Source organism: Citrobacter sp. GW821-FHT07H02 (assembly GCF_059418505.1).
In genome coordinates, this window is the sequence record NZ_JBWKPZ010000002.1 from 215648 (window position 1) to 240153 (window position 24506).

General features: G+C 54.2%; 16 protein-coding genes. 11 read left to right on the plus strand and 5 right to left on the minus strand.

Going from position 1 to position 24506, the window contains the following annotated elements; translation table 11 throughout:
* Positions 1-2 precede the first annotated feature (2 nt).
* From bcsB to AC07NP_RS04200, 6 genes are all read left to right on the plus strand, one after another.
* The gene (gene bcsB, locus AC07NP_RS04175) at positions 3-2354 is read left to right on the plus strand and encodes a cellulose biosynthesis cyclic di-GMP-binding regulatory protein BcsB (RefSeq protein ID WP_494659667.1); all 2352 of its coding nucleotides are present in this window, start codon (positions 3-5) and stop codon (positions 2352-2354) included.
* Positions 2355-2360: 6 nt separating this feature from the next.
* Entirely contained in the window at positions 2361-3467 is a 1107-nt protein-coding gene (bcsZ, locus tag AC07NP_RS04180) for a cellulose synthase complex periplasmic endoglucanase BcsZ (RefSeq protein ID WP_494659668.1), read from the plus strand.
* Positions 3449-6931, plus strand: coding sequence for a cellulose synthase complex outer membrane protein BcsC (gene bcsC, locus AC07NP_RS04185; protein WP_494659669.1), 3483 nt, complete (start codon positions 3449-3451; stop codon positions 6929-6931). The genes bcsZ and bcsC overlap by 19 nt, the downstream gene beginning before the upstream one ends.
* 81 nt (positions 6932-7012) lie before the next feature.
* Positions 7013-9019, plus strand: coding sequence for a biofilm formation regulator HmsP (hmsP, locus tag AC07NP_RS04190; protein WP_494659670.1), 2007 nt, complete (start codon positions 7013-7015; stop codon positions 9017-9019).
* A gap of 157 nt (positions 9020-9176) precedes the next feature.
* Complete coding sequence (locus AC07NP_RS04195) at positions 9177-10463, plus strand: dicarboxylate/amino acid:cation symporter (protein WP_203359647.1); 1287 nt, start codon at positions 9177-9179, stop codon at positions 10461-10463.
* A 223-nt stretch (positions 10464-10686) separates the two neighbouring features.
* Positions 10687-12183 carry a M16 family metallopeptidase gene (locus AC07NP_RS04200; RefSeq protein WP_494659671.1) on the plus strand — a complete coding sequence of 499 codons (1497 nt, stop codon included), beginning with the start codon at positions 10687-10689 and terminating at the stop codon, positions 12181-12183.
* A gap of 97 nt (positions 12184-12280) precedes the next feature.
* Here the strand turns inward: AC07NP_RS04200 and kdgK are convergent, their stop codons facing one another.
* Positions 12281-13210, minus strand: coding sequence for a 2-dehydro-3-deoxygluconokinase (gene kdgK, locus AC07NP_RS04205; RefSeq protein WP_203359649.1), 930 nt, complete (start codon positions 13208-13210; stop codon positions 12281-12283).
* Between the two features lie 232 nt (positions 13211-13442).
* Here kdgK and pdeH point away from each other — a divergent pair, with 232 nt between their 5' ends.
* The 3 genes from pdeH to AC07NP_RS04220 all read left to right on the plus strand — a co-directional run bounded on the left by pdeH (position 13443) and on the right by AC07NP_RS04220 (position 17510).
* Positions 13443-14210 (plus strand): cyclic-guanylate-specific phosphodiesterase, encoded by a 768-nt coding sequence (pdeH, locus tag AC07NP_RS04210; protein ID WP_494659672.1) that lies wholly within the window; start codon positions 13443-13445, stop codon positions 14208-14210.
* Between the two features lie 121 nt (positions 14211-14331).
* The gene (locus AC07NP_RS04215; RefSeq protein WP_494659673.1) at positions 14332-16380 is read left to right on the plus strand and encodes an AsmA family protein; all 2049 of its coding nucleotides are present in this window, start codon (positions 14332-14334) and stop codon (positions 16378-16380) included.
* 533 nt (positions 16381-16913) lie between these two features.
* A complete protein-coding gene (locus AC07NP_RS04220) occupies positions 16914-17510 on the plus strand; it encodes a hypothetical protein (protein ID WP_203359652.1) in 597 nt (198 codons plus the stop codon).
* Positions 17511-17577: 67 nt separating this feature from the next.
* On the opposite strand, the gene AC07NP_RS04225 is transcribed toward AC07NP_RS04220, so the two are convergent.
* From AC07NP_RS04225 to AC07NP_RS04235, 3 genes are all read right to left on the minus strand, one after another.
* Positions 17578-18900 (minus strand): MFS transporter, encoded by a 1323-nt coding sequence (locus AC07NP_RS04225; RefSeq protein ID WP_203359653.1) that lies wholly within the window; start codon positions 18898-18900, stop codon positions 17578-17580.
* A gap of 273 nt (positions 18901-19173) precedes the next feature.
* Positions 19174-20202 carry an inner membrane protein YhjD gene (yhjD, locus tag AC07NP_RS04230; protein ID WP_494659674.1) on the minus strand — a complete coding sequence of 343 codons (1029 nt, stop codon included), beginning with the start codon at positions 20200-20202 and terminating at the stop codon, positions 19174-19176.
* Between the two features lie 80 nt (positions 20203-20282).
* Entirely contained in the window at positions 20283-21182 is a 900-nt protein-coding gene (locus tag AC07NP_RS04235; RefSeq protein WP_494659675.1) for a LysR family transcriptional regulator, read from the minus strand.
* Positions 21183-21301: 119 nt separating this feature from the next.
* On the opposite strand from AC07NP_RS04235, the gene AC07NP_RS04240 reads away from it, so the two are divergent.
* Positions 21302-22060 (plus strand): SDR family NAD(P)-dependent oxidoreductase, encoded by a 759-nt coding sequence (locus tag AC07NP_RS04240; RefSeq protein ID WP_494659676.1) that lies wholly within the window; start codon positions 21302-21304, stop codon positions 22058-22060.
* Between the two features lie 63 nt (positions 22061-22123).
* Here the strand turns inward: AC07NP_RS04240 and AC07NP_RS04245 are convergent, their stop codons facing one another.
* Positions 22124-22651: a GNAT family N-acetyltransferase gene (locus AC07NP_RS04245; RefSeq protein ID WP_494659677.1), complete on the minus strand. Its 528-nt coding sequence runs from the start codon at positions 22649-22651 to the stop codon at positions 22124-22126.
* Positions 22652-22915: 264 nt separating this feature from the next.
* Between AC07NP_RS04245 and AC07NP_RS04250 the strand changes: the two genes are divergently transcribed.
* Positions 22916-24502, plus strand: a complete 1587-nt coding sequence (locus tag AC07NP_RS04250) for an STY4199 family HEPN domain-containing protein (RefSeq protein ID WP_494659678.1) — start codon at positions 22916-22918, stop codon at positions 24500-24502.
* The last annotated feature ends 4 nt before the right edge of the window (positions 24503-24506 follow it).

Below are 24506 nucleotides of genomic sequence, written 5' to 3' on the forward strand. Positions count from 1 at the left end.
CGATGAAAAGAAAACTTTCCTGGATTTGTGCAGTGGCAATAGGGATGAGCGCTTTCCCTGCTTTCATGACGCAGGCGACGCCTGCAATGCAACCACTGGTAAATGCTGAGCCAGAAGAGGCGCCAGCTGTGCCTGCGCCGGCAGATGAAAATCAGCCTGTCGGGCAGGTGATGCCGGGTGTGGCAGGGGCAAACGCGCCTATAGTCGCGCAGAATGCGCCTTCCCGTGACGTGAAGCTCACCTTTGCGCAAATTGCGCCGCCGCCGGGCAGCATGGTTCTGCGCGGCGTCAATCCGAACGGGGGGATTGAGTTCGGGATGCGTAGCGATGAAGTGGTTTCGAAAGCGGTGTTGAACCTCGAATACACCCCTTCGCCGTCGCTGTTCCCGATACAGTCTCAGCTAAAGGTTTACCTGAACGATGAATTGATGGGTGTATTGCCTATCACCAAAGAGCAACTGGGTAAAAAAACGCTGGCCCAGATGCCGATCAACCCGTTGTTTATCACCGATTTTAACCGGGTGCGTCTGGAGTTTGTCGGGCACTACCGTGATGTCTGCGAAAACCCGGCCAGCAGCACGTTGTGGCTGGATGTCGGTCGCAGCAGCGCACTAAATCTGACCTACCAGACGCTGCCGGTAAACAACGATCTCTCGCACTTCCCGATCCCGTTCTTTGACCCGCGAGATAATCGTCCTGTTACCTTGCCAATGGTATTTGCACAATCACCGGACCGGGAACTGCAACAGGCGGCGTCGATCGTCTCTTCCTGGTTTGGTTCGCGTTCGGGCTGGCGCGGCCAGCAATTCCCGGTGATGTATAACAAACTGCCGGATCGTAATGCGATTGTCTTTGCCACTAACGACAAACGTCCTGACTTCCTGCGCGAGCATCCGGCGGTGAAAGCGCCGGTTATCGAGATGATGAACCATCCGGATAACCCGTATGTGAAACTGCTGGTGGTCTTTGGCCGTGATGACAAAGACCTGTTACAGGCAGCGAAAGGGATCGCTCAGGGGAATATTCTGTTCCGTGGCGATAGCGTAGTGGTCAATGAAGTGAAACCGCTGCTGGCACGTCAGCCCTATGACGCGCCGAACTGGGTACGTACTGACCGCGCGGTGACCTTTGGTGAGCTGAAAACCTATGAGGAGCAGTTACAGTCAACGGGGCTGGAGCCTGCGCCGATCAACATGTCGCTGAACCTGCCGCCGGATCTTTATCTGTTACGCAGTACCGGTATTGATATGAACCTCAACTACCGTTACACCACGCCGCCGCAGAAAGACAGTTCGCGGATGGATATCAGCCTGAATAACCAGTTCCTGCAAGCGTTTAGTCTGAACAGCGCGCAGGAAAGCAATCGCCTGTTGCTGCGTCTGCCTGTCCTGCAAGGGCTGCTGGACGGCAAAACAGATGTCGCGATCCCGGCGTTGAAACTGGGTGCGATGAACCAGCTGCGCTTTGACTTCCAGTATATGAACCCGATGCCGGGGGGATCGGTTGATAATTGCGTCACTTTCCAGCCGGTACAGAACCATGTCGTGATCAGCGACGATTCCACTATCGACTTCTCGAAGTATTACCACTTTATCGCGATGCCGGACCTGCGTGCTTTCGCGAATGCGGGTTTCCCGTTCAGCCGTATGGCTGACCTGTCCGAAACCATCATGGTCATGCCGAAAACCCCGAACGAAGCGCAGATGGAAACGCTGCTGGATGTGACCGGGACGATAGGGGCGCAAACAGGATTCCCGTCCATTAACCTGAACATCACCGACGATAGCAGCCAGATTCAGGGCAAAGACGTTGACATCATGTTAATCGGCAGCATCCCCGATAAGCTGAAAGATGATAAGCGAATCGATCTGCTGGTGCAGGCGACGCAGAGCTGGGTAAACACCCCGACGCGCCAGACTGCATTCCCGAGCATTATGCCGGATATGGCCGATCGCGCGGCGGATGTGCGTACGACCCTGACCTCCTCTGGCCCTATGGCGGCCGTGGTGGGCTTCCAGTCGCCGTTTAACGATCAGCGAAGTGTGATTGCGTTGTTGGCCGATAGCCCACGCGGTTATACGTTACTGAACGAAGCGATGAACGACAGCGGAAAACGGGCGGCGATGTTTGGTTCTGTTTCAGTGATTCGTGAGTCCGGTGTTAACAGCCTGCGGGTAGGGGATGTTTACTACGTCGGGCATTTACCGTGGTTTGAACGTCTGTGGTATGCCCTGTCGAATCACCCGGTACTGCTGGCCATTCTGGCGGCGGTGAGTGTCGTGCTTCTGGCCTGGGTGCTGTGGCGTCTGCTGCGTATCATTAGCCGCCGCCGTCTTGATCCGGACAATGAGTAATTAACGATGAACGCGCTTCGTGGATGGACGTTAACGGTGTTAATGGTGGCCGCCGTGAATGTGCAGGCAGCCTGCACATGGCCTGCCTGGACACAGTTCAAAAAAGATTACATCAGCCAGCAAGGGCGGGTAATCGATCCCAGTGATGCGCGTAAAATCTCCACCTCGGAAGGGCAAAGTTACGCGTTGTTCTTTGCCCTCGCCGCGAATGACCGCCCGGCGTTTGATCTTCTGCTGGACTGGACGCAGAACAACCTGGCGCAAGGTGCTTTGCAGGAGCATCTACCTGCCTGGCTCTGGGGGCAAAAAGACCCGAAAACGTGGAGCGTACTAGACAGTAACTCCGCGTCTGACGCCGATGTCTGGATTGCCTGGTCTTTACTGGAAGCTGGCAGACTGTGGAAAGCGCCGCGCTATACCGACATCGGCACTGCGCTGTTAAAACGGATTGCCCGTGAGGAAGTGGTCACCGTGCCGGGGCTGGGCTCCATGCTGTTGCCAGGTAAAGTGGGTTTCGCGGAAACGGCAAGCTGGCGTTTTAATCCCAGCTATTTACCGCCGCAACTGGCGCAGTACTTTACCCGTTTTGGCGCACCGTGGACCACTCTGCGCGAAACCAATTTTCGTTTGCTGCTGGAAACGGCCCCGAAAGGCTTTTCGCCGGACTGGGTGCGTTATGAGAAAAACAAAGGCTGGCAGTTGAAGCCGGAAAAAACGCTGGTCAGCAGCTACGATGCCATTCGCGTCTATATGTGGGCGGGCATGCTGCATGATGGCGACCCGCAAAAAGCGCGTCTGCTCGCGCGATTTAAACCGATGGCTACCCTGACAACAAAAAACGGCCTTCCGCCGGAGAAAGTGGACGTCGCCAGCGGCAAAGCGCAGGGCAATGGCCCGGTAGGCTTCTCTGCCGCTATGCTGCCTTTCCTGCAAAACCGCGATGCGACAGCGGTGCAGCGACAGCGTGTGACCGACGACTTTCCTGGCAGCGATGCCTATTACAGCTACGTGCTGACCCTATTTGGACAAGGCTGGGATCAGCATCGTTTTCGCTTCACCCTTCGTGGTGAGTTACTACCTGACTGGGGCCAGGAATGCGCAAGTTCACACTAAGTTTACTCAGTATATCGCTCGGCCTGACGTTAATGCCGATGGTTCATGCTGCGCCTTCCGCGCAACAGCAACTGCTGGAGCAGGTGCGGCTCGGCGAAGCCTCGCACCGTGAAGATCTGGTTCGCCAGTCTTTGTACCGTCTGGAACTGATGAACCCGAATAATCCGGACGTGATTGCCGCCCGTTTTCGCTATTTACTGCGTCAGGGCGATATCGCAGGGGCACAGAAGCAGCTTGACCGACTCTCCCAGTTAGCGCCGAGCTCCACCGCGTATAAATCGTCCCGCACGACCATGCTGCTCTCCACGCCGGAGGGAAGACAGTCCTTGCAGGAGGCGCGCCTGCAGGCCACCACCGGGCATCCGGAAGAGGCGATTGCCGCTTACGATAAGCTGTTCAAGGGAAATCCGCCGGACGGTGAACTGGCCGTCGAATACTGGACGACGGTGGCGAAATTACCCGCACGACGCAATGACGCCATTAATCAGCTCAAAAAAATCAATGCCAGCAACCCGGGCAACAACGGTTTACAAAACTCACTGGCGCAGCTGATGTTTGACAACGGACGGCGCGAAGAAGGGTTTGCGGTATTAGAACAGATGGCGAAATCCAGCAGTGGACGCAACGCGGCGGCGGATATCTGGTATAAGCAGATCAAAGATTTACCGGTGAGTGAATCCAGCGTGCAGGCACTGCAAAAGTACCTGACGGTGTTCAGCGAAGGCGACAGCGTCAATGCGGCGCGCGGTAAGCTGAATGATCAACAAAAACAGCTGGCCGATCCCGCTTTCAGAGCAAGAGCCCAGGGGATGGCCGCAGTTGACGCCGGACAAGGCGGCAAAGCAGTGACGGAATTACAGCAGGCGGTCAGCGCAAACCATAACGACAGCGAAGCCGTTGGCGCGCTGGGTCAGGCCTATTCACAGCGTGGCGATCGCGCGCGCGCCGTGGTGCAATTTCAGAAAGCCCTTGAGATGGACCCGCAAAGCAGCAGCCGTGATAAGTGGGAAAGCCTGCTCAAAGTCAACCGTTACTGGCTGTCAATTCAGCAGGGTGACGCCGCCCTGAAAGCCAATAATCCAGACCAGGCAGAGCGTCTTTATCAGCAGGCGAGAAACATTGATAACGCCGACAGCTATGCGGTGTTGGGGCTGGGTGATGTGACGATGGCGCGTAAAGATTACGCCGCCGCCGAACGGTACTATCAACAAACGCTGCGCATGGACAGCAGCAACAGCAACGCGGTGCGCGGGTTAGCGAATATTTATCGGCAGCAATCCCCGGAGAAAGCCTCGGCATTTATCGCCTCGCTCTCCACCAGCCAGCGTCGCAGTATTGATGACATTGAGCGCAGCCTGGAAAACGATCGCCTGGCGCAGCAAGCAGAAGCGCTGGAAAATCAGGGGAGCTGGGCACAAGCCGCTGAACTTCACCGTCGCCGACTGGCAATGGATCCGGGCAGCGTCTGGATCACTTATCGTTTATCACGCGATTTATGGAGCGCCGGGCAGCGCAGTCAGGCCGATGCGCAAATGAGCGCGCTGGCGCGCCAGAAGCCCAATGACCCGGAACAGGTTTACGCCTACGGACTTTACCTCTCCGGTAACGATCAGGATCGTGCGGCTATGGCGCATATTAACAGCCTGCCGCGCAGTCAATGGAACAGCAACATTCAGGAACTGGCAGACCGGTTGCAAAGCAATCAGGTGCTGGAAACCGCTAATCGTCTGCGTGACAGCGGCAAAGAGCGGGAAGCGGAAGAGTTACTCCGACAGCAACCCGCCTCCACACGTATTGATTTAACGCTTGCCGACTGGGCGCAGCAGCGCCGGGAATACACAACCGCACGCGCGGCGTATGAGGCGGTTCTGGCTCGCGAGCCGAATAATGTTGATGCCCGTCTTGGTTTGACGGAAGTCTATCTCGCTCAGGGGGATAAAGCGGCGGCACGCGCCGAACTGGCAAAACTGCCGGCGACTGGAGCTGGAGAAACGTCGTCCATCAATATGCAGCATCGTATCGCGCTGGCGCAGATGCAGTTGGGCGACACTGCGAGCGCGCAGCAGACGTTCAATAAAATTGTACCGCAGGCGAAATCGCAGCCGCCGTCAATGGAAAATGCGATGGTGCTGCGTGACGCTGCCGCGATTCAGGCGCAGGCGGGCGAACCAGAGCAGGCGCTCGACACCTACAAAGATGCGATGGTCGCTGCGGGGATCACGCCAACACGTCCCGAGGATAACGATACATTTACCCGTTTGACGCGCAACGATGAGAAAGACGACTGGCTGAAACGCGGCGTACGTAGCGATGCGGCGGATTTATATCGTCAGCAGGATCTTAACGTCACCCTTGAGCATGATTACTGGGGATCGAGCGGCACCGGCGGGTATTCTGACCTGAAAGCGCACACCACCATGCTGCATGTGGATGCGCCGTATTCCGACGGACGCATGTTCTTTCGTACCGATATGGTCAACGTGAACGTGGGTAGCTTCTCTGATGATGCTAACGGGCAATACGATGACAACTGGGGCACGTGTACCTTGTCCGACTGTAGCGGCAGCCGCAGTCAGTCGGATCGTGGCGCCAGCGTCGCCGTGGGTTGGGCGAATGACACCTGGAGCTGGGATATTGGCACCACGCCAATGGGCTTCCAGGTTGTTGATGTCGTGGGCGGCGTGAGTTACAGCAACGACATCGGTCCGTTGGGATACACCCTTAACGCGCACCGTCGTCCTATCTCCAGTTCCCTGCTGGCCTTTGGCGGGCAGAAAGATGCGCCAAGTAATACCAACAAAACATGGGGCGGTGTCCGTGCGGATGGGGGCGGAGTCAGCCTCAGCTATGACAAAGGCGAAGCGAACGGCGTCTGGGCATCGCTGACTGGCGATCAGCTCACCGGGCAGAATGTGGAAGACAACTGGCGCGTGCGCTGGATGACCGGTTACTACTACAAGATCATTAACGAGAATAATCGTCGTGTCACCATCGGTCTGAACAACATGATTTGGCACTACGACAAAGACCTGAGCGGATACTCGCTGGGTCAGGGCGGTTACTACAGCCCGCAAGAGTATCTCTCATTCGCCGTACCGGTGATGTGGCGCCAACGCACAGAGCACTGGTCGTGGGAGCTGGGCGGTTCCGTGTCATGGTCGCATTCGCGCACCAAGACCATGCCGCGTTACCCGCTGATCAATTTGATCCCAGAAGATTTTCAAGATGAAGCCCGCACCCAGACCAACGATGGCGGTAGCAGTCAGGGCTTTGGCTACACGGCGCGGGCGCTGATTGAACGTCGCATCACCTCTAACTGGTTTATCGGAACGGCGATAGATATTCAGGAGGCGAAGGACTACACCCCGAGCCATTTCTTGTTGTATGCGCGGTATTCTGCCGCAGGCTGGCAGGGCGATATGGATTTGCCGCCACAGCCGCTGGTGCCTTACGCCGACTGGTAAGTTTTCAGATACCGCCTCTCTTAATGCCGTCACGATCGGGTATACTCTGGCGGCTTTTAAAGATATCCCTGGAGAGTCAATTTGCGCGTCAGTCGCTCGTTAACAATTAAGCAGATGGCAATGGTTGCGGCTGTTGTCATGGTGTTCGTTTTTATATTTTGCACCGTTTTGCTGTTTCATCTGGTACAGCAGAACCGCTATAACACGGCTACGCAACTGGAAAGCATCGCTCGCTCTGTTCGGGAACCTTTGTCTGCGGCAATACTCAAGGGCGATATCCCCGAAGCGGAATCTATTCTTGTCAGTATTAGACCTGCCGGGGTGGTCAGCCGCGCCGATGTCGTATTGCCTAATCAGTTTCAGGCGCTGCGCATCAGCTTTATTCCTGAGCGCCCGGTGCCGGTCATGATCACGCGCCTGTTCGAGCTGCCGGTACAGATTTCGCTGCCGGTTTATTCGCTTGAACGCCCGGCCAACCCACAGCCGCTGGCGTATCTGGTGCTCCAGGCCGACTCGTTCCGCATGTATAAGTTTGTCATGAGTACCGTCTCCACGTTAGTGACCATTTACTTACTTTTGTCGCTGGTGCTCACGGTGGCCATCTCCTGGTGTGTGAACCGCCTGATTTTGCACCCGCTGCGTAACATTGCGCGTGAGCTCAATAACGTTTCGCAAGAAGACCTGATTGGGCATCAGTTGACGCTGCCGCGCCTGCATCAGGATGATGAAATTGGCATGCTGGTGCGCAGTTACAACCTGAACCAGCAGATTTTGCTGCGTTACAACGAAGAACAAACGGACAACGCGATGCGTTTTCCGGTTTCAGAGTTGCCGAATAAAGCGTTCCTGATGGGGATGCTGGAGCAGGTGGTGGCGCGCCAACAGACGACGGCATTGATGATCGTGACGTGCGAAACACTGCGGGATACCGCTGGCGTGCTTAAAGAGACGCAGCGGGAAATCCTGCTGCTGACGCTGGTGGAAAAGATGAAATCCGTGCTGGCGCCGAGAATGGTGCTCACCCAGGTGAGCGGTTACGACTTTGCGATCATCGCGCACGGCGTCAAAGAGCCGTGGCATGCGATAACATTAGGTCAGCAAGTACTCACTATTATTAATGAGCGACTGCCGATCGAAAGCATACAACTGCGTCCCAGTTGTAGCATTGGCGTTGCGATGTTTTATGGCGATCTGAGTGCGGAACAGCTGTACGGTCGCGCGGTGTCCGCCGCCTTTACCGCGCGGCGAAAAGGCAAAAATCAAATTCAGTTCTTTGATCCGAAACAGATGGAGCTGGCGCAGCAACGCCTGACTGAAGAGAGCGATATTCTTAGCGCGCTGGATAATCACCAGTTCTCCATTTGGTTACAGCCGCAGGTGGAGATGTCCAGTGGCAAGGTGCTGAGCGCAGAAGCGTTGTTGCGTATGCAGCAGCCGGATGGAAGCTGGGAACTGCCTGAAGGGTTGATTGAACGCATTGAATCCTGTGGCCTGATGGTGACGGTCGGCCATTGGGTGCTGGAAGAGTCCTGTCGTCAGCTTTCGGCCTGGCAAGAGCGCGGTCAGATGATGCCGCTTTCCGTGAATCTCTCCGCGTTGCAGCTTATGCACCCGAGTATGGTGTCGGATCTGCTGGAGTTGTTAAACCGTTACCGCATTGAGCCGGGCACATTGATTCTGGAAGTGACAGAAAGCCGCCGGATTGACGACCCTCATGCCGCAGTGGCGATCTTACGCCCATTACGTAACGCAGGCGTCCGTATTGCGCTGGACGATTTTGGTATGGGATACGCGGGGTTACGCCAGCTACAACACATGAAGTCGCTGCCGGTCGATGTGCTCAAAATCGATAAAATGTTTGTTGAAGGGCTACCGGAAGATAACAGCATGGTTACCGCAATTATCCTGATGGCGCGTAGCCTCAATTTACAGATGATTGCAGAAGGCGTGGAGACGGAAGCGCAGCGTGACTGGCTGGCAAAAGCGGGTGTCGAAGTGGCGCAAGGTTTCTTATTTGCCCGTCCTGTTCCTGCTGAAGTGTTTGAAGATCGTTACCTGAAAGACGTATCGCCTGATTACAAAAGTTAAAAAAGGTCGGGCTTGTGCGAGCCAGTTCAAACTTTTTAACATTTTTGTTTCAATTATGATCCAGGTACATTTCTGTCATGTTGTCGGGGTGTTATTTTAAGGCCGCAGGTCAATCATAACCTTACAAGGCCTGTGGTTTTTACTTCAAGGACACCCTATGAAAACCTCTCTGTTCAAAAGCCTTTACTTTCAGGTCCTGACAGCAATCGCCATTGGTATACTCCTTGGCCATTACTACCCTGAATTAGGCGCTCAAATGAAACCGCTTGGCGACGCGTTCGTTAAGCTCATTAAGATGGTCATCGCTCCTGTCATCTTCTGTACTGTCGTGACCGGCATTGCAGGCATGGAAAGTATGAAAGCCGTTGGCCGCACAGGTGCGGTTGCGCTGCTGTACTTTGAAGTCGTCAGTACTATCGCGCTGATCATCGGCCTCATCATTGTTAACGTGGTGCAACCTGGCGCCGGGATGAACGTCGATCCGGCAACTCTGGATGCCAAAGCTGTCGCGATTTACGCTGAGCAGGCGAAGGACCAGGGGATCGTGGGCTTCCTGATGGATATCATCCCAGGTAGCGTTATCGGTGCATTTGCCAGCGGTAACATCCTGCAGGTCTTGCTGTTTGCCGTGATGTTCGGTTTTGCTCTCCATCGCCTGGGCAGCAAAGGACAGATGATTTTCAACGTGATTGAAAGCTTCTCGCAGGTCATCTTCGGCATCATCAATATGATCATGCGTCTGGCGCCTATCGGTGCGTTTGGCGCGATGGCCTTTACCATCGGCAAATACGGCGTGGGGTCGCTGGTGCAGTTAGGGCAGTTGATCATCTGCTTCTATATCACCTGTATCCTGTTCGTGGTGGTTGTACTGGGTGGGATCGCCCGTGCAACCGGCTTCAGCATTTTCAAATTTATTCGCTACATCCGTGAAGAGCTGCTGATTGTACTGGGGACCTCTTCTTCCGAGTCTGCGTTGCCGCGTATGCTCGACAAGATGGAAAAACTGGGCTGTCGGAAGTCGGTCGTCGGGTTGGTTATTCCAACCGGCTATTCATTCAACCTGGATGGCACATCCATCTATCTGACCATGGCGGCGGTGTTTATCGCGCAGGCGACGAACAGCCATATGGATATTTTCCATCAGATAACGCTATTGGTGGTGTTGCTGCTCTCCTCGAAAGGGGCCGCAGGGGTTACCGGAAGTGGCTTTATCGTTCTGGCTGCCACCATCTCCGCCGTCGGGCATTTACCGGTTGCGGGTCTGGCGCTGATCCTCGGTATTGACCGCTTTATGTCTGAAGCTCGTGCGTTGACCAACCTGGTCGGTAACGGCGTGGCGACAGTCGTGGTCGCCAAATGGGTGAAAGAACTGGACCACAAAAAACTCGACGATGTGCTGAATAATCGTGCGCCGGAAGGCAAATCGCACGAAATATCCTCTTAATCTCGCCTCTAATGCCCGCAGTCCCTTCCAGGACTGCGGGTGTTTGCGCATAATTGACCCCTGCACCAGAATCGCCTTATCGGGCGGCTTCGGTTTTTTTACACTTCATCCGTGACATTTCCATGTTCTTGCGGTCTAACACGAAGTGTTTTTAACGTCATATTCAGATAAGCCTTTTTCAGGATTGTCTTTTTATTACCAGGATTGTTGATCAGGGGTTCACATGCAGGGCACAAAAATTCGACTTTTAGCAGGCGGTTTGCTGGTGATGGCCACTGCCGGCTATGTGCAGGCTGATGCGCTCCAGCCCGATCCAGCATGGCAACAGGGGACGCTGGCAAATGGTTTACAGTGGCAAGTGTTAGCCACTCCGCAGCGCCCCAGCGACCGAATTGAGGTTCGCCTGCTGGTCAATACCGGTTCTCTCGCTGAGAGCACACAACAGAGCGGTTTCAGCCATGCTATCCCGCGTATTGCGCTGACGCAAAGCGGCGGCCTGGAGGCCGCGCAAGCACGTTCACTTTGGCAGCAGGGGTTTGATCCTAAACGCCCGATGCCGCCAGTTATCGTTTCCTACGATTCCACGCTGTATAACCTCAGCTTGCCGAATAGCCGTAACGATCTGCTTAAAGAAGCACTCTCTTACCTGGCCACTGTCTCAGGTAACCTAACGATCACGCCGGAAACGGTGAATTACGCGCTGAGCAGCGAAGATATGGTCACGACCTGGCCGATGGACACCAAAGAAGGGTGGTGGCGCTATCGTCTGAAAGGGTCGGCATTGTTAGGCCATGACCCCGCAGACCCGCTGAAACAGCCGGTCGATGCGGCGAAAATTGAAGATTTCTACCAGAAATGGTACACCCCGGACGCGATGACGCTGATTATTGTCGGCAACGTTGATGCGCGTTCGGTTGCAGAGCAAATCAATAAAACCTTTGGCGAATTAAAAGGTAAGCGTGAAACACCTGCGCCAGTACCGACCCTTTCACCGTTACGTGCGGAAGCGGTCAGTATCATGACGGATGCCGTACGCCAGGATCGTCTTTCCATTATGTGGGACACGCCGTGGCAACCTATCCGCGAATCTTCCGCATTGCTGCGCTACTGGCGTGCTGATTTAGCCCGTGAAGCGCTGTTCTGGCATGTTCAGCAAACGTTGAGCAAGAACAACGCGAAAATTGGTCTGGGCTTCGACTGCCGGGTACTGTTCCTGCGCGCCCAGTGCGCGATCAACATCGAGTCAGCCAACGACAGGCTGAATGCGAATCTGGGGATGGTGGCGCGTGAGCTGGCGAAAGTTCGCAACGATGGCCTGCCGGAAGAGGAATTTAACGCGCTGGTGGCGCAAAAGAGTCTGGAATTGCAGAAGCTGTTTGCGACCTACGCGCGTACCGATACTGACATCCTGATTAGCCAACGCATGCGTTCGCTGCAAAATCAGGTGGTGGATATCGCCCCTGAGCAGTATCAGAAACTACGCCAGGACTTCCTCAACAGCCTCACTGTTGAAATGCTGAATCAGGATCTTCGTCAGCAGTTATCGCAGGATATGGCACTGATTCTGCTGCAACCGAAAGGCGAGCCAGAGTTCAACATGAAGGATTTACAGGCAACATGGGATCAAATCATGGCACCTGTAGCCTCAGCGGCAGCCACGACCAGCGTAGAAATGGATGAGTCGCATCCTGAAGTGACCGATATCCCGGCGGCACAGTAGGCAGGATAAGGCGTTAACGCTGCCATCCGGCGATGGTGTGATGCCTGATGGCGTTACACTTATCAGGCCTACGCTCTTGTAGGCCTGATAATGAGCATTACTGAGGCATTGCGTCGCGTGGGATGATTGCCCCGCGATGCTGGATGACGGTGCTGGCGGTCAGATGTCCGCGTTTTGCTGCATCAACCGCAGTGCCGCCAGTCAAACGCACAGCCAGATAGCCTGCGCTGAAAGAGTCGCCCGCAGCGGTAGTGTCAATCACCTTCTCTTTCGGCAGTTTCACCGCTGCGACGTCAATCAGTTCTTCACCTTGAATTGAGACCAGGCAAGAGTCCGCACCGCGTTTTACCACCACTTCCTGTACGCCCGCCGCATGGGTGCGTGCAAACACGTCCTCAACCGGTTTTACACCCCACAGCGCGTCTTCATCATCCAGCGTCAGGAAGGCGATGTCGGTGCATTCCAGCATTTGCTGGTACACCTGCTGCGTCTCTTCAATACTTGCCCACAGGCGAGGACGGTAGTTGTTGTCAAAAATGACTTTTCCGCCGTTGGCGCGACACTCGCGCAGCAGGGTCAATAACTTCTCGCGGCTGGTTGGACTCAGGATTGCAAGACTGATGCCGCTCAGATACAGGTAATCGAATGTCGCCAGCTCCTCGCAGATCGCGGCAGACTGCTCGCTCTCCAGCCAGAATTTCGCGGCGGCTTCATTACGCCAGTAGTAGAACGTGCGCTCGCCAGTGCTGTCGGTCTCAATGTAGTAGAGACCCGGCAGACGGTTCTCCATGCGTTGCGTCAGGGAGGTGTCGACGTTTTCACCCTGCCAGGAATCCAGCATTTGCTGGCTGAAATTATCAGTGCCCAGCGCTGTGACATAGTGAACGGATAATGCCGCAGAATCGACCTGGCGGGCGATATAAACGGATGTATTCAACGTGTCGCCACCGAATCCGCGCTGAACATCGGCGCCTTTCTGTGACAGCTCAATCATGCATTCGCCAATCACGGCAATCTTTTTGGACATAGTCGTGAACCTGCTCTGAAAATAATAGCGGTAGTGTGCGCTGTGGGTGTTTAGTGGTCAACCATATTAAAACAACGTTCCATTATTTTTTTGAGCCAACGCGTATTCTGTGATGATTTTTTGACGATCTGTTTTTTATTTTGCAAGGGACTGAACATAAAGTTCTCCGCTTAAGCGCCGATAACCTTTGACGAGTCCGGGCAGTCACACTCTCACACACAGGACATCTGAGATGATAAAGCAGGTTATCCAGCAGCTAAGCATTCCTGATGCAAGCATCGAAAGCTTGCAGGAGCGGCGCTTTTGGCTGCAGTGCGAGCGGGCTTATACCTACCAACCGATTTATCAGACCAGCGGGCGATTGATGGCTGTTGAACTGCTGACGGTGGTGACACATCCTGATAATCCCGCCCAACGTCTGGCCCCGGATCGCTATTTTGCCGAAGTGACGGTGCGACACCGTATCGATGTTGTCAAAGAGCAACTCGCTCTTCTGGAAAAGAATGAACGATTTTTCAGGCATCATGACTTACTGGCCTCGGTGAACGTCGATGGCCCAACGCTTATCGCCATGCGCCAACAGAGCGATATCCTGCATACGATTGAACGTCTGCCCTGGCTGCGCTTCGAGCTGGTAGAGCACATTCGCCTGCCAAAAGATTCATCGTTCGCCTCAATGTGCGAGTTTGGCCCGCTCTGGCTGGATGACTTTGGGACTGGAATGGCAAACTTCTCCGCGCTCAGTGAAGTGCGTTACGACTACATAAAAGTCGCCAGGGATCTGTTTGTTATGCTGCGGCAAACCCCAGAGGGGCGAAATCTGTTCACTTTGCTGCTGCAACTGATGAACCGTTATTGCCGTGGTGTCATTGTCGAAGGCGTTGAAACACTGGAAGAGTGGCGTGATGTGCAGAACTCGCCAGCGTTTGCCGCGCAGGGCTATTTCTTGTCGCGCCCGGTCGCGCTGGACACCCTCGAAGAGGTGATTTTGACGCTGTAATACTGGGCTGTCTCCCGTAATGTCGCGTGGCTGACGCGGTATTCCCGGACACTGCCTGCCTCCTTTTTCGCCTGCTGGACTATCTTTAGGACAGGCAAGGAAAGAAGCGAGGACGTAACCTATGACGAAAGCAGGCAAAATAACGGCTGCAATATCAGGGACTTTCTTGTTGTTGATCGCAGTACTCATCATTCTGATCGCGACATTTGACTGGAATCGCCTCAAACCGACCATCAACCAGAAAGTCTCTACCGAACTCAATCGACCCTTCGCCATACAGGGCGACCTCGGGGTGGTGTGGGAACGCCAGCCGCAGGAAACGGGTTGGCGTAGCTGGATTCCGTGGCCGCACGTCCACGCAGAAGACATTATTCTCGGTAATCCGCCGGATATCCCGGATGTCACCATGGTGCACCTGCCGCGCGTTGAAGCCACGCTGGCGCCTCTGGCGTTATTGACCAAAACCGTCTGGCTTCCGTGGATCAAACTGGTGAAACCGGATGCACGCCTCATTCGCCTGTCTGAACAAAACAATAACTGGACGTTTAATGTGGCGGGCGACGATCGCAGCGATCCGTCTGCACCGCCGTCGGGCTGGTCTTTCCGGCTGGATAATATTCTGTTTGATCAAGGCCGTGTCGCGATCAACGACCAGGTGAGCAAGGCTGACGTCGAGATCCTGGTCGATCCGCTGGGTAAACCACTGCCCTTTAGCGAAGTGACGGGCGCGAAGGATAACAACAACACCGCCAGGGTTGGGGATTATGTTTTTGGCCTGAAGGTGCGGGGACGCTACAACGGTGAGCCGCTTACAGGAACTGGCAAAATTGGCGGTATGCTGGCCTTACGCAGCGAAGGCACGCCGTTCCCGGTGCAGGCCGACTTTCGTTCGGGCAACACCCGCGTGGCGTTGGTGGGCGTAGTGAACGATCCCGGCAGGATGGGCGGAGTCGATCTTCAGCTCAAATTTTCCGGTGATTCGCTGGGCGAATTATACGACCTGACAGGCGTACTGCTACCTGACACCCCGCCGTTTGAAACGGACGGGCGGCTGGTGGCGAAAATCGACGCGGAGAAATCCTCTGTCTTTGATTATCGCAGCTTTAACGGGCGGATTGGCGACAGCGATATTCATGGCTCGCTGACCTATACCACTGGCAAGCCGCGACCAAAACTGGAAGGCGATGTGGAATCGCGCCAGCTTCGACTGGCCGATCTTGGCCCGTTGATTGGCGTGGACTCCGGTAAGGGGAGCCGAACTGAACAACGCAAAGGTGAGAAAGACCTTCAGCCTGCGGGCAAAATCCTGCCTTATGACCGCTTTGAAACCGATAAATGGGATGTGATGGATGCCGATGTGCGTTTTAAGGGGCGGCGCATTGAGCACGGTAGCAGCCTGCCGATTCGCGATCTTTCCACACACATCATCCTGAAGAACGCCGATTTGCGCCTGCAGCCGCTGAAATTTGGTCTGGCGGGCGGCAGCATCGTCTCCAACATTCATCTGGAAGGGGACAAGAAACCCATGCAAGGGCGGGCGGAAATCCAGGCGCGTCGTCTCAAGCTCAAGGCATTGATGCCTGACGTGGAATTAATGCAAAAAACCCTCGGCGAGATGAACGGGGATGCCCAGATTCGTGGCAGCGGGAACTCCGTCGCGGCGCTGTTAGGCAACAGTAATGGCAATCTGAAACTGTTGATGAACGACGGCCTGGTCAGCCGGAATCTGATGGAAATTGTTGGACTGAATGTGGGTAACTTTATTATTGGGCAAATATTTGGCGATGACGAAGTGCGAGTGAATTGCGCGGCGGCGAATCTCGACATTACCAATGGCGTAGCGCGTCCACAACTCTTTGCTTTTGATACGGAAAACGCAGTTATTAACGTCACCGGAACGGCCAGTTTTGCCTCTGAACAACTTGATTTGACTATCGATCCGGAGAGTAAAGGGATTCGTATCATTACCCTGCGTTCACCGCTGTACGTGCGTGGAACGTTCAAGAATCCGCAGGCGGGCGTGAAGGCCGGCGCGTTGATTGCACGGGGCGCGGTTGCCGCGGCGCTGGCAACCTTAGTGACCCCCGCTGCCGCGCTACTGGCGCTGATTTCGCCTTCCGAAGGCGATGCTAATCAGTGTCGGACGATTCTGTCGCAGATGAAGAAGTAGATAAAGGTTAAACAGGCCGTCATATAACCAGGCCTGTTTTCGTTCAGGAATTTTTTTGGCATATCGACAGGAACTCGTGAATGTTTAGATATTTATCCCGCAGTCTGCGATTAATAATATTTCTAATATCTTAGCAATATCACTGTCTACCATATGATAATTTATCGGAGAAAGAATTATTAATGTGTAAAACCGAAGGGTTGATCGTCAGACGCATAATAAGAAAAATTTAGGTGTGCCAGAAAATATGCGCTCACCTTTCTTCGTAAGGCGATGATCATATCTGTCGGAAGATGCAATAGGGTCTTAGTGGTTTTTGGAATAGCAAATTCATTCTAATTTACTATGTATCAGCCGTTGTTTTAACTCTATAGATTAACCAGGTACGCAATTTCTTAAGTGTGGGATACAATTATTTTATTAAATATCAGTGTATTGAAAATGGAATGTGTGTTTGTGGCCTCAGGTTCATAAGCAGATGATAAGGCTACTTATGAACACCTCCGGGAAAATCTGTGACTGGAGATACGTCAATGACAGACCAACACGACAGTTTTCTTAAAGATGAATACTTAAAGCTGCAGGATCAATATGAAGATTATGACCGAAGAGCCTTGCTTATAAAAGGCTGGATAGGTGCAGGATCTATTGCCGGGTTTGCGTTAGGAACCAATGGCGATAAACCCATCACCTTTCTGACACTTTTTTCAATTGCACTGATCGCCTGTTGCTTTTGGTATCTTGAAGCTAAATGGAAAACATTCCAGTACGCTATCGCGAGTCGTATCAGAGTTATTGAAGCGCATTTTCGAAAAGACCCTGATATTTTATTTAAAAACCCCGCACCATTTCAGATTTATAATTGGTGGTTTAAGTCCTATGCAAAGAATAACCCTATTTATAAGTATGAACGATATTATAAGCCGGTAAGCCGTCTTGTTCGCTTAAAAAAGGCCGCCTTTCAGGATTTTGTTCATTTGCCCTATTCCCTCATTATTGCACTGTGCCTGTTAATGGGGTTAATTAACCTGTTTTCCGGTAAGCCAGCACCTTCGCCATGTAAGCCTGTCGTGGTGGTCGCGCAAACATTAACCCCGAACTCCAGCGTTGTGTGCGTACCTGGCTCATAATTCAGAGATAATGTTGCCCCTGGACGATAGCGTCCCGGGGCAACATGTCGCGTATCCGGCACTCACATTACAGCGACTGGTGGCGCGTCTCATGCGTTAACAGGAGTGCTATCAGCGTCAGCCCCGCCATTGATGCCAGGTAAATCCCCACCGCCGCCAGACCGTAGTTTGCCTGCAACCACGCGGCAATGTAGGGGGCGACAGAGGCACCGAGAATCGACGCGACGTTATAGGAGAACGACGCACCGGTGTAGCGTACCTCGGTCGGGAACAACTCCGGCAGCAACGCGCCCATCGGACCGAAAGTCAGCCCCATCAGACTCAATCCCAGCAGCAGGAAGGCGAAGACCAGCACCGGATTACCGGAACCCAGCAGCGGTTTAAAGGCGAACAGTGCAAACAGAATGATCATCGTGGTGATAATGACCATGCTTTTACGACGCCCAAAGGCATCGGCCAGCAGACCCGCAACTGGCACCATCACGCCGAATCCGATAACGGCCATCATCAGCATCCACAATACGTCGTTACGCGACATACCGAGGCCCACAGGGGCGGCAGCGGTACTGAAGGTCATGGAATAGACAGTCATGATATAAAACAGCGTATAGGTCGCCAGCATGATAAATGTGCCAAGCACCGTGACGCGCACATGTTTTGTCAGCAGGGTTCCCAGCGGAATTTTTACCTGTTTTTTGGCGGCGGCGACTTTCGCGAATACCGGCGTTTCGTGCAGAGAGACACGCACATACAGACCAATAATCACCAGCACCGCAGAGAAGATAAACGGTACACGCCAGCCCCAGCTCATGAATTGCTCATCGGTCAGTAACCAGGAGAGCAACAGGAACGTACCGTTGGCAAAGAAGAAACCGATAGGCGCGCCCAACTGAGGGAAGGAGCCGTACAGCGCGCGTTTGCGCGGCGGCGCATTTTCCGTCGCCAGCAGCGCCGCGCCGCCCCATTCACCGCCAAGTCCCAGCCCCTGGCCAAAACGCGCCAGCGCCAGCAACAGCGGGGCGAAAATACCGATCGTCGCGTAGCCGGGCAGCAGACCAATGATGACGGTAGAGATCCCCATTGTCAGCAGTGAAGCTACCAGCGTCACTTTGCGTCCAACGCGGTCGCCAAAATGGCCGAATACGGCGGAGCCAATCGGGCGTGCCACAAAGGCGATGGCGAAGGTGGCAAGTGACTGTAGCGTGGCGGCCGCAGGATCGCCCTGTGGGAAGAAAATATGGGGGAACACGATCACGGCGGCGGTGGCGTAAATGTAAAAGTCGAAAAACTCAATGGCGGTGCCGATGAGTGATGCGATGACGACTTTATTACGCGAATTGACCGGCGTGTGTTCCTGTTCGTTGTCGAGTGTTGTGGCGGTTGCTTGCATAGTATTTTCTTATTTTTTGGCGAACGAATGGCCATATTACGCACAGCAAAAGAGACATTTCAATATGTAACAAAATGGGCTTTTGCTCAGAAAAGCGGCAAAAAGGGGATAATTTTTAGGCCAGCGATTTCGCTTCTATGAAATGCTTCACAGAATTTAAAACTTAGATAATAAAACTGGTTTTTGGTTAAATAAAAGTTAAGGACTGGATTTATATTCTGAAATGGCGAGCGGGGCTGATATTTTTTGTTTTTCATCAGCCCCATGAATGATTTAGCGGTGTGTTTTGCCTGGCATCCGAGGGTCGTCTTTGTATTGCGCGGTGGCAATCCAGGCCGCGCAGAAGAGCGTCAGGCGGGCGAAGAAATAGAAGAACGCCATCAGACCCAGCACCGAGCCAAATGCGGCGCCGGAAGGGGATTTCACCAGTGCGGGCAGTGTCCACGTCATGATGATTTTGATGACTTCAAAGCCGATGGCGGCAATAAATGTTCCGCGAATCAGCGCTTTCTTACGCGGGCGATGGCGCGGCAATCGCCAGAAAATCCAGAAGAACAACAGGTAGTTGGCAAAGATTGAAATGGCCAGTCCGATCAGCCGCCAGGCGGGTTTCAGCCATTCGATACTGTCGAGATACAGCGCCGAAATGATCATCTGCTGGGCGGACCCGGCGATGGAGGTGATGGACAGGGTGACAATCAACGCGACTAACAGGCCAATCAGGGAGATAAAGTCACGCAGGTATTTTATCCAGATTTTTTCCTGATCCTGTGGCGTGCGTTCCCACACGTCCCGCGACTGGGCGCGAATCGCTTCCCGCAGGTTTCCCATCCAGTTGATGCCGGAATAGAGTGCGATCCCCAGACCGACCAGACCGACGGTGGTACGCTGCTGAACGGCGGTATTGATCGTGCTTTTCAGCGTAGCGGCTAAGGTGGGGTCGCTGACATTTTGCAGAATTTTTTCGAAGATATCCTGGAGCAGCGTGGGGTGCGACGCGAGAATAAAACCGGCGGCGGCGAATGACACCATCAGAATGGGGATCATCGACAGAAACGAGAAGTAGGTAATGGCCGCGCCGAACTGGTTTCCCAGTCGGTCATTAAAACGTTCTGCTGCACGGATAAGATGGGCAATCACGGGCTGGCGTTGGATCTTTTGCGCTGTCGTGGTGACGGTTTTCAGCGTCTTGTGGGCTTTGCCGCTTTTCTCTGACGCTTCATGCGCGTCAGTCTCTGTTGTTTGAATCGGGTCGTGCTCCAGTTCCTGATCCGGGCGTTTTACGTCATTTTCCTGCATCATCAGGTCGATAGTCCTTTTTTTGTCTGCTATCGGGTTAGTATAGCCTCTCAGGGCGGCTTCCCGAAAAGTGCGGCCAGACGCTAATCCACATAACCTTTCATCACCCCGGTTAACCACTCCATAAACAGATGAACCCGGCGGGAAAGGTTGCGACGGTGTGGATACAGCAGTGAAACCGGCATGGCGTCGGCACGATATTGCGGTAACACTTCAATGAGCGTTCCTGCACGAAGCGCATCACGCACTCCAACGCGCGGCACCTGAATGATGCCCAGACCCGCCAGGCAAGCCGCATGATAGGTCTCGGTGCTGTTAACCGTTAGTATGCCGCCTGTTTTAATCCACTGCGTCCCATTGACTGTTGCGACTTCGAAACCCTGCGGCCGTGTGCCCAGATTCAGTGAGTAGTGCACCACTGCGTGCGAGGCCAGATCTTCCAGACTCTCCGGATAGCCAAAGCGCGCCAGATACTGGGGGCTGGCGCAATTAATGACCGACAGCTTCCCCAGTGGGCGAGCGATCAATCCAGAATCTTTCAGCGCGCCAACGCGCACGACGCAATCAAAGCCCTCGCGAATTAAATCGACCAGACGGTCGCTGCTGCTGAGTTCCAGTTCAATCCCCGGATACTGATGCAAAAATTGCGGGAGCTGCGGCATGACCAGGTTTTTGGCAACGCCCACCGGCATATCAACCCGCAGTTTGCCGCTGATGCTTTTCGGATCGTGCTGAAACAACCCGTCCAGCTCATCAAGATTGCTCAGCAGATCTTTGGCGCGCTCGTAATAGACCATACCGTCCTGCGTGAGCTGAACGCGTCGCGTAGTCCGGTGCAGTAGCTGCGTCCCAAGCAGGTTCTCCAGCGCCTGAATCTGGCGAGATACGCTACCTTTAGGGAGGCCGGATGTCTCGGCGGCGCGCGAAAAACTCTCCAGTTCCGCGACGCGGATGAACAACTGCATTGCGTGAATTTTATCCATCCCGACCGCCTATTGTTGTTCTGTGTGAAACAGTGATGCGCATCTGGCTATATTTATTGTTTTTCTATCACCTAATAAGCTCTTTCTCAATCTTCACAACAGCTGAAATGAGGTTTCTTATGACACAACGTATCGCATTAGTGACCGGCGGCAGCCGTGGACTGGGTAAAAACGCGGCGTTGAAGTTGGCAGACAAGGGAACGGATATTATTTTCACCTGGAATAGCCAGCAGCAGGCGGCGCTGGATGTTGTCGCTGAAATTGAGCGAAAAGGGAGGAAAGCGGTGGCAATACAGCTGAACGTCAGTGATATTGCCAGTTTTGCGACATTCACCCGTGACGTCAAAACACAACTGAAAAGTGTCTGGAATCGCGAGACGTTTGATTGTTTAGTGAACAATGCCGGTATTGGCCTGTATGCGCCGTTTGCAGACACGCCGGAAGCCATGTTTGATGAATTATTGAGCATCCATTTTAAAGGCCCTTTCTTCCTGACCCAGCGCCTGTTACCGCTGATTAAAAATGGGGGACGGATCCTGAATGTCTCAACGGGGCTGGCCCGTTTTGCCCTGCCGGGGTACGCGGCCTACGCCTCAATGAAAGGGGCGATGGAAGTGCTGACACGCTATCAGGCCAAAGAGTTAGGGGAGCGTGGGATCACGGTGAACAGTATTGCGCCTGGCGCGATAGAAACCGATTTTGGCGGCGGCAGACTGCGAGACAACAAAGAACTGAATGCCTACGTTGCGTCGCAAACCGCGTTGGGACGCGCAGGCTTGCCGGGGGATATTGGTGATGCCATTGTCGCATTGCTCAGTGATGAACTGGGGTGGATGACGGCGCAGCGGATTGAAGTGTCGGGCGGCATGTTCCTGTAAGCGTGGGGTGGATGCGATCCGGCGGGCGAGGTTGTCCGCCGGAGTAGCATCGGCGAGCGAATATCAGCGCCACTCATGCTTTAACAGGCCAAAGAGCCAGTCATCCTGCCACCGTTGCTGTAGCCAGTAGCTTTCGCGCAGCGTCCCTTCCAGCACAAATCCTGTTTTCTCCAGCAACTGGCGAGAAGCCTGATTACCTGCGGTGACGCAAGCTGTCAGTCGCCGCAGACCACCGGCGGAAAAAGCATAGTCGCAGACGGCGCGTAAAGACTCTGTCCCATAACCTTGTCCCTGAGACTCGGGAGCCAGCAGGAACCCGACTTCGGCGCAATCTTTCCCCCGATGAATATAACCATTGATGCCAAGCGGTTTGCCCGTTTCGTTATCGCAAAGGATCAGACACAGCCAGTGAGGGCTTCCAGGATTCCATTCGGGTAATCGGGAGTCGAAGGCCTCGCGAATGTCTGCTTCGCTACGCGCATCGTCCACATAGCGCATTACGTCAGGGTGTTGCTGTAGCGAAAGAAAAAAGGGCCAGTCGGCAGGCTCAATCGGGCGACAGGTCAGGCGAGAGGTTTTCAATACGGGCATGAACGTTCCTCCGAATAATTTTCTCAATGTTCACGTCGTGGTCACTGTTATATATGTTTAACTTGTTATATCTATAAAAACAGATAATTAAAATGAATATTACGAACCCTCTGGAGGTAACACCGTTAGTTTAAGACCGAGATATCCGGGGCGACCACCGGGTTTGGCGTCCCTCCGGGAACCAAATCCCGGTGTTTCCCCTCATTCATCAGCTTAAGTGAACGGTGTTACCCCAGGTGGGCGTTTTTTAAATTAAGGATGATAATGACGATCAGCGTTTTACAGACGACAAGCACTACCTTTGAGCACTGTCTGGGTATTATCCGCCACGCATCGGTAGAAATTTTGCTGTTGTTAGGGGTCCATGCCTCAGAAGGGAAAGATCCGCGCTGGTTTCTCGAACAACTGGATCAGGCCCGTTTGAACCTCGGCGGCTGGAATGCCATCGCAAAGCGACTGCATATGGATGACGCACAACTCAGCCAGTTTACCCTCCGGTTGCGCCATCTCCAGCAATGCGTACCGCAATATGAAAACGGACAGGCCGTAAGTGAGAATCAGCTCATTGCCGCGCTGCGTTTCGTCACCGCGCTGGAACAGTTACGCCAGTGCCAGCCGCTGCTCACATATCTCACTGACGTAGACGCCAGCGATGAAAGCCAACAACGGCGTGCAGAGCGCCAGCTTCGCGCGATTGAGCTGGTTTTAAAAGGGCTGGTGGCGCAGGTCTGGCCGGACAGCCAGTCACTGAATGCGTATTTAAAACAGCACTTTGGCGGTGATCGTCTCAGGCGCTGGATTAAACAGGGTGATGGCCAGGAAGCGCTCAGTGGAATGTGTTTTAGTGAACTGGCGCTGATGGTCGTCGATAAAAAGAGCTTCGCCCGCCACTATGCCGGGGTGTTTAACGACACCTCGGTACTGACGCTGTTTGTTGAACCCCGTGCGACGCTACGGCAATTTCTTGACGATTGTCGACAGGCGCGTAATGGCGTGATTGCCGGAGAACCGCTCACGGCGGCGCAGTTGACGCTGCTCTCCTGCCAGTATCAGCAGATTACCCGCCCGGTACAGCGGGCGTTTGAGCGCGGGCGTACGCGGGTGAATCCCGCCTCGTTGTTGATTGTCGATGACGCGCCACTGGAACAGTATTGGGAACGTGCGCGGCATATTAATCACCAGGCGGGTGGCGAGCTGCAAGAGATCGGTGAAACGATAGAACCCCCGCGCAAACGGCCGCAACGTACCGCTGAAGAGCGGGAACAGCTGATCTCCGGCACCCTGTGGGGCGCCGTTGGCGTCATGGTGCTGGCGATACTGGGGGGCGGAATTTGGTTATTCAGTTCGCAGGAGCCACCAGCTGCGCCGGGCGTTGAGATCGTACAGAATGAGCCGAAACGGGAAACGCCTTCGCCGCGGGAGAGCATCACGCAGAAGGGGATCACCTGGGATGCCTTTAACATGCGGGCGGCTATCGACAGGAATGACACCCATGTCACAACCCTGTTTTTACAGGGCGGGATGAACTGGCAGTTAGCCTGGACCGAGCAGGCTTTCTCACTGGGAAATACTGACGTGCTGCAGCTGTTGCTCCGGTATCCCTCGCAGATGGATGAGCCTAAACCCTGTCGGCGGTTTATCAATACCCTGGGGCACGCCATGTCGAACGGCGCGTCGCTGACCGCCGAACACGCCTTGTATCTGCAACGTTTTTGCACGGTGCCTGCGGTCGTGGCGCGCCAAAAACATGAGGCTGAGCAGGCGACATTACGCGCTCGCGCTGAACCCAGCGCGGACAACAAGAAATGGCTGAAGATTCATACCGCCATTTATAAGGAGATTCGCGGATAGCGGG

Bases quoted from the DNA above. Each gene is read 5' to 3' on its own strand.
- AC07NP_RS04195 (WP_203359647.1), top strand. From the start codon at position 9,177: ATGAAAACCTCTCTGTTCAAAAGCCTTTACTTTCAGGTCCTGACAGCA.
- yhjD (WP_494659674.1), bottom strand. From the start codon at position 20,202: ATGATGCAGGAAAATGACGTAAAACGCCCGGATCAGGAACTGGAGCAC.
- AC07NP_RS04200 (WP_494659671.1), top strand. From the start codon at position 10,687: ATGCAGGGCACAAAAATTCGACTTTTAGCAGGCGGTTTGCTGGTGATG.
- pdeH (WP_494659672.1), top strand. From the start codon at position 13,443: ATGATAAAGCAGGTTATCCAGCAGCTAAGCATTCCTGATGCAAGCATC.
- AC07NP_RS04240 (WP_494659676.1), top strand. From the start codon at position 21,302: ATGACACAACGTATCGCATTAGTGACCGGCGGCAGCCGTGGACTGGGT.
- AC07NP_RS04250 (WP_494659678.1), top strand. From the start codon at position 22,916: ATGACGATCAGCGTTTTACAGACGACAAGCACTACCTTTGAGCACTGT.
- bcsZ (WP_494659668.1), top strand. From the start codon at position 2,361: ATGAACGCGCTTCGTGGATGGACGTTAACGGTGTTAATGGTGGCCGCC.
- kdgK (WP_203359649.1), bottom strand. From the start codon at position 13,210: ATGTCCAAAAAGATTGCCGTGATTGGCGAATGCATGATTGAGCTGTCA.
- AC07NP_RS04245 (WP_494659677.1), bottom strand. From the start codon at position 22,651: ATGCCCGTATTGAAAACCTCTCGCCTGACCTGTCGCCCGATTGAGCCT.
- AC07NP_RS04215 (WP_494659673.1), top strand. From the start codon at position 14,332: ATGACGAAAGCAGGCAAAATAACGGCTGCAATATCAGGGACTTTCTTG.
- AC07NP_RS04220 (WP_203359652.1), top strand. From the start codon at position 16,914: ATGACAGACCAACACGACAGTTTTCTTAAAGATGAATACTTAAAGCTG.
- AC07NP_RS04225 (WP_203359653.1), bottom strand. From the start codon at position 18,900: ATGCAAGCAACCGCCACAACACTCGACAACGAACAGGAACACACGCCG.
- bcsC (WP_494659669.1), top strand. From the start codon at position 3,449: ATGCGCAAGTTCACACTAAGTTTACTCAGTATATCGCTCGGCCTGACG.
- AC07NP_RS04235 (WP_494659675.1), bottom strand. From the start codon at position 21,182: ATGGATAAAATTCACGCAATGCAGTTGTTCATCCGCGTCGCGGAACTG.
- bcsB (WP_494659667.1), top strand. From the start codon at position 3: ATGAAAAGAAAACTTTCCTGGATTTGTGCAGTGGCAATAGGGATGAGC.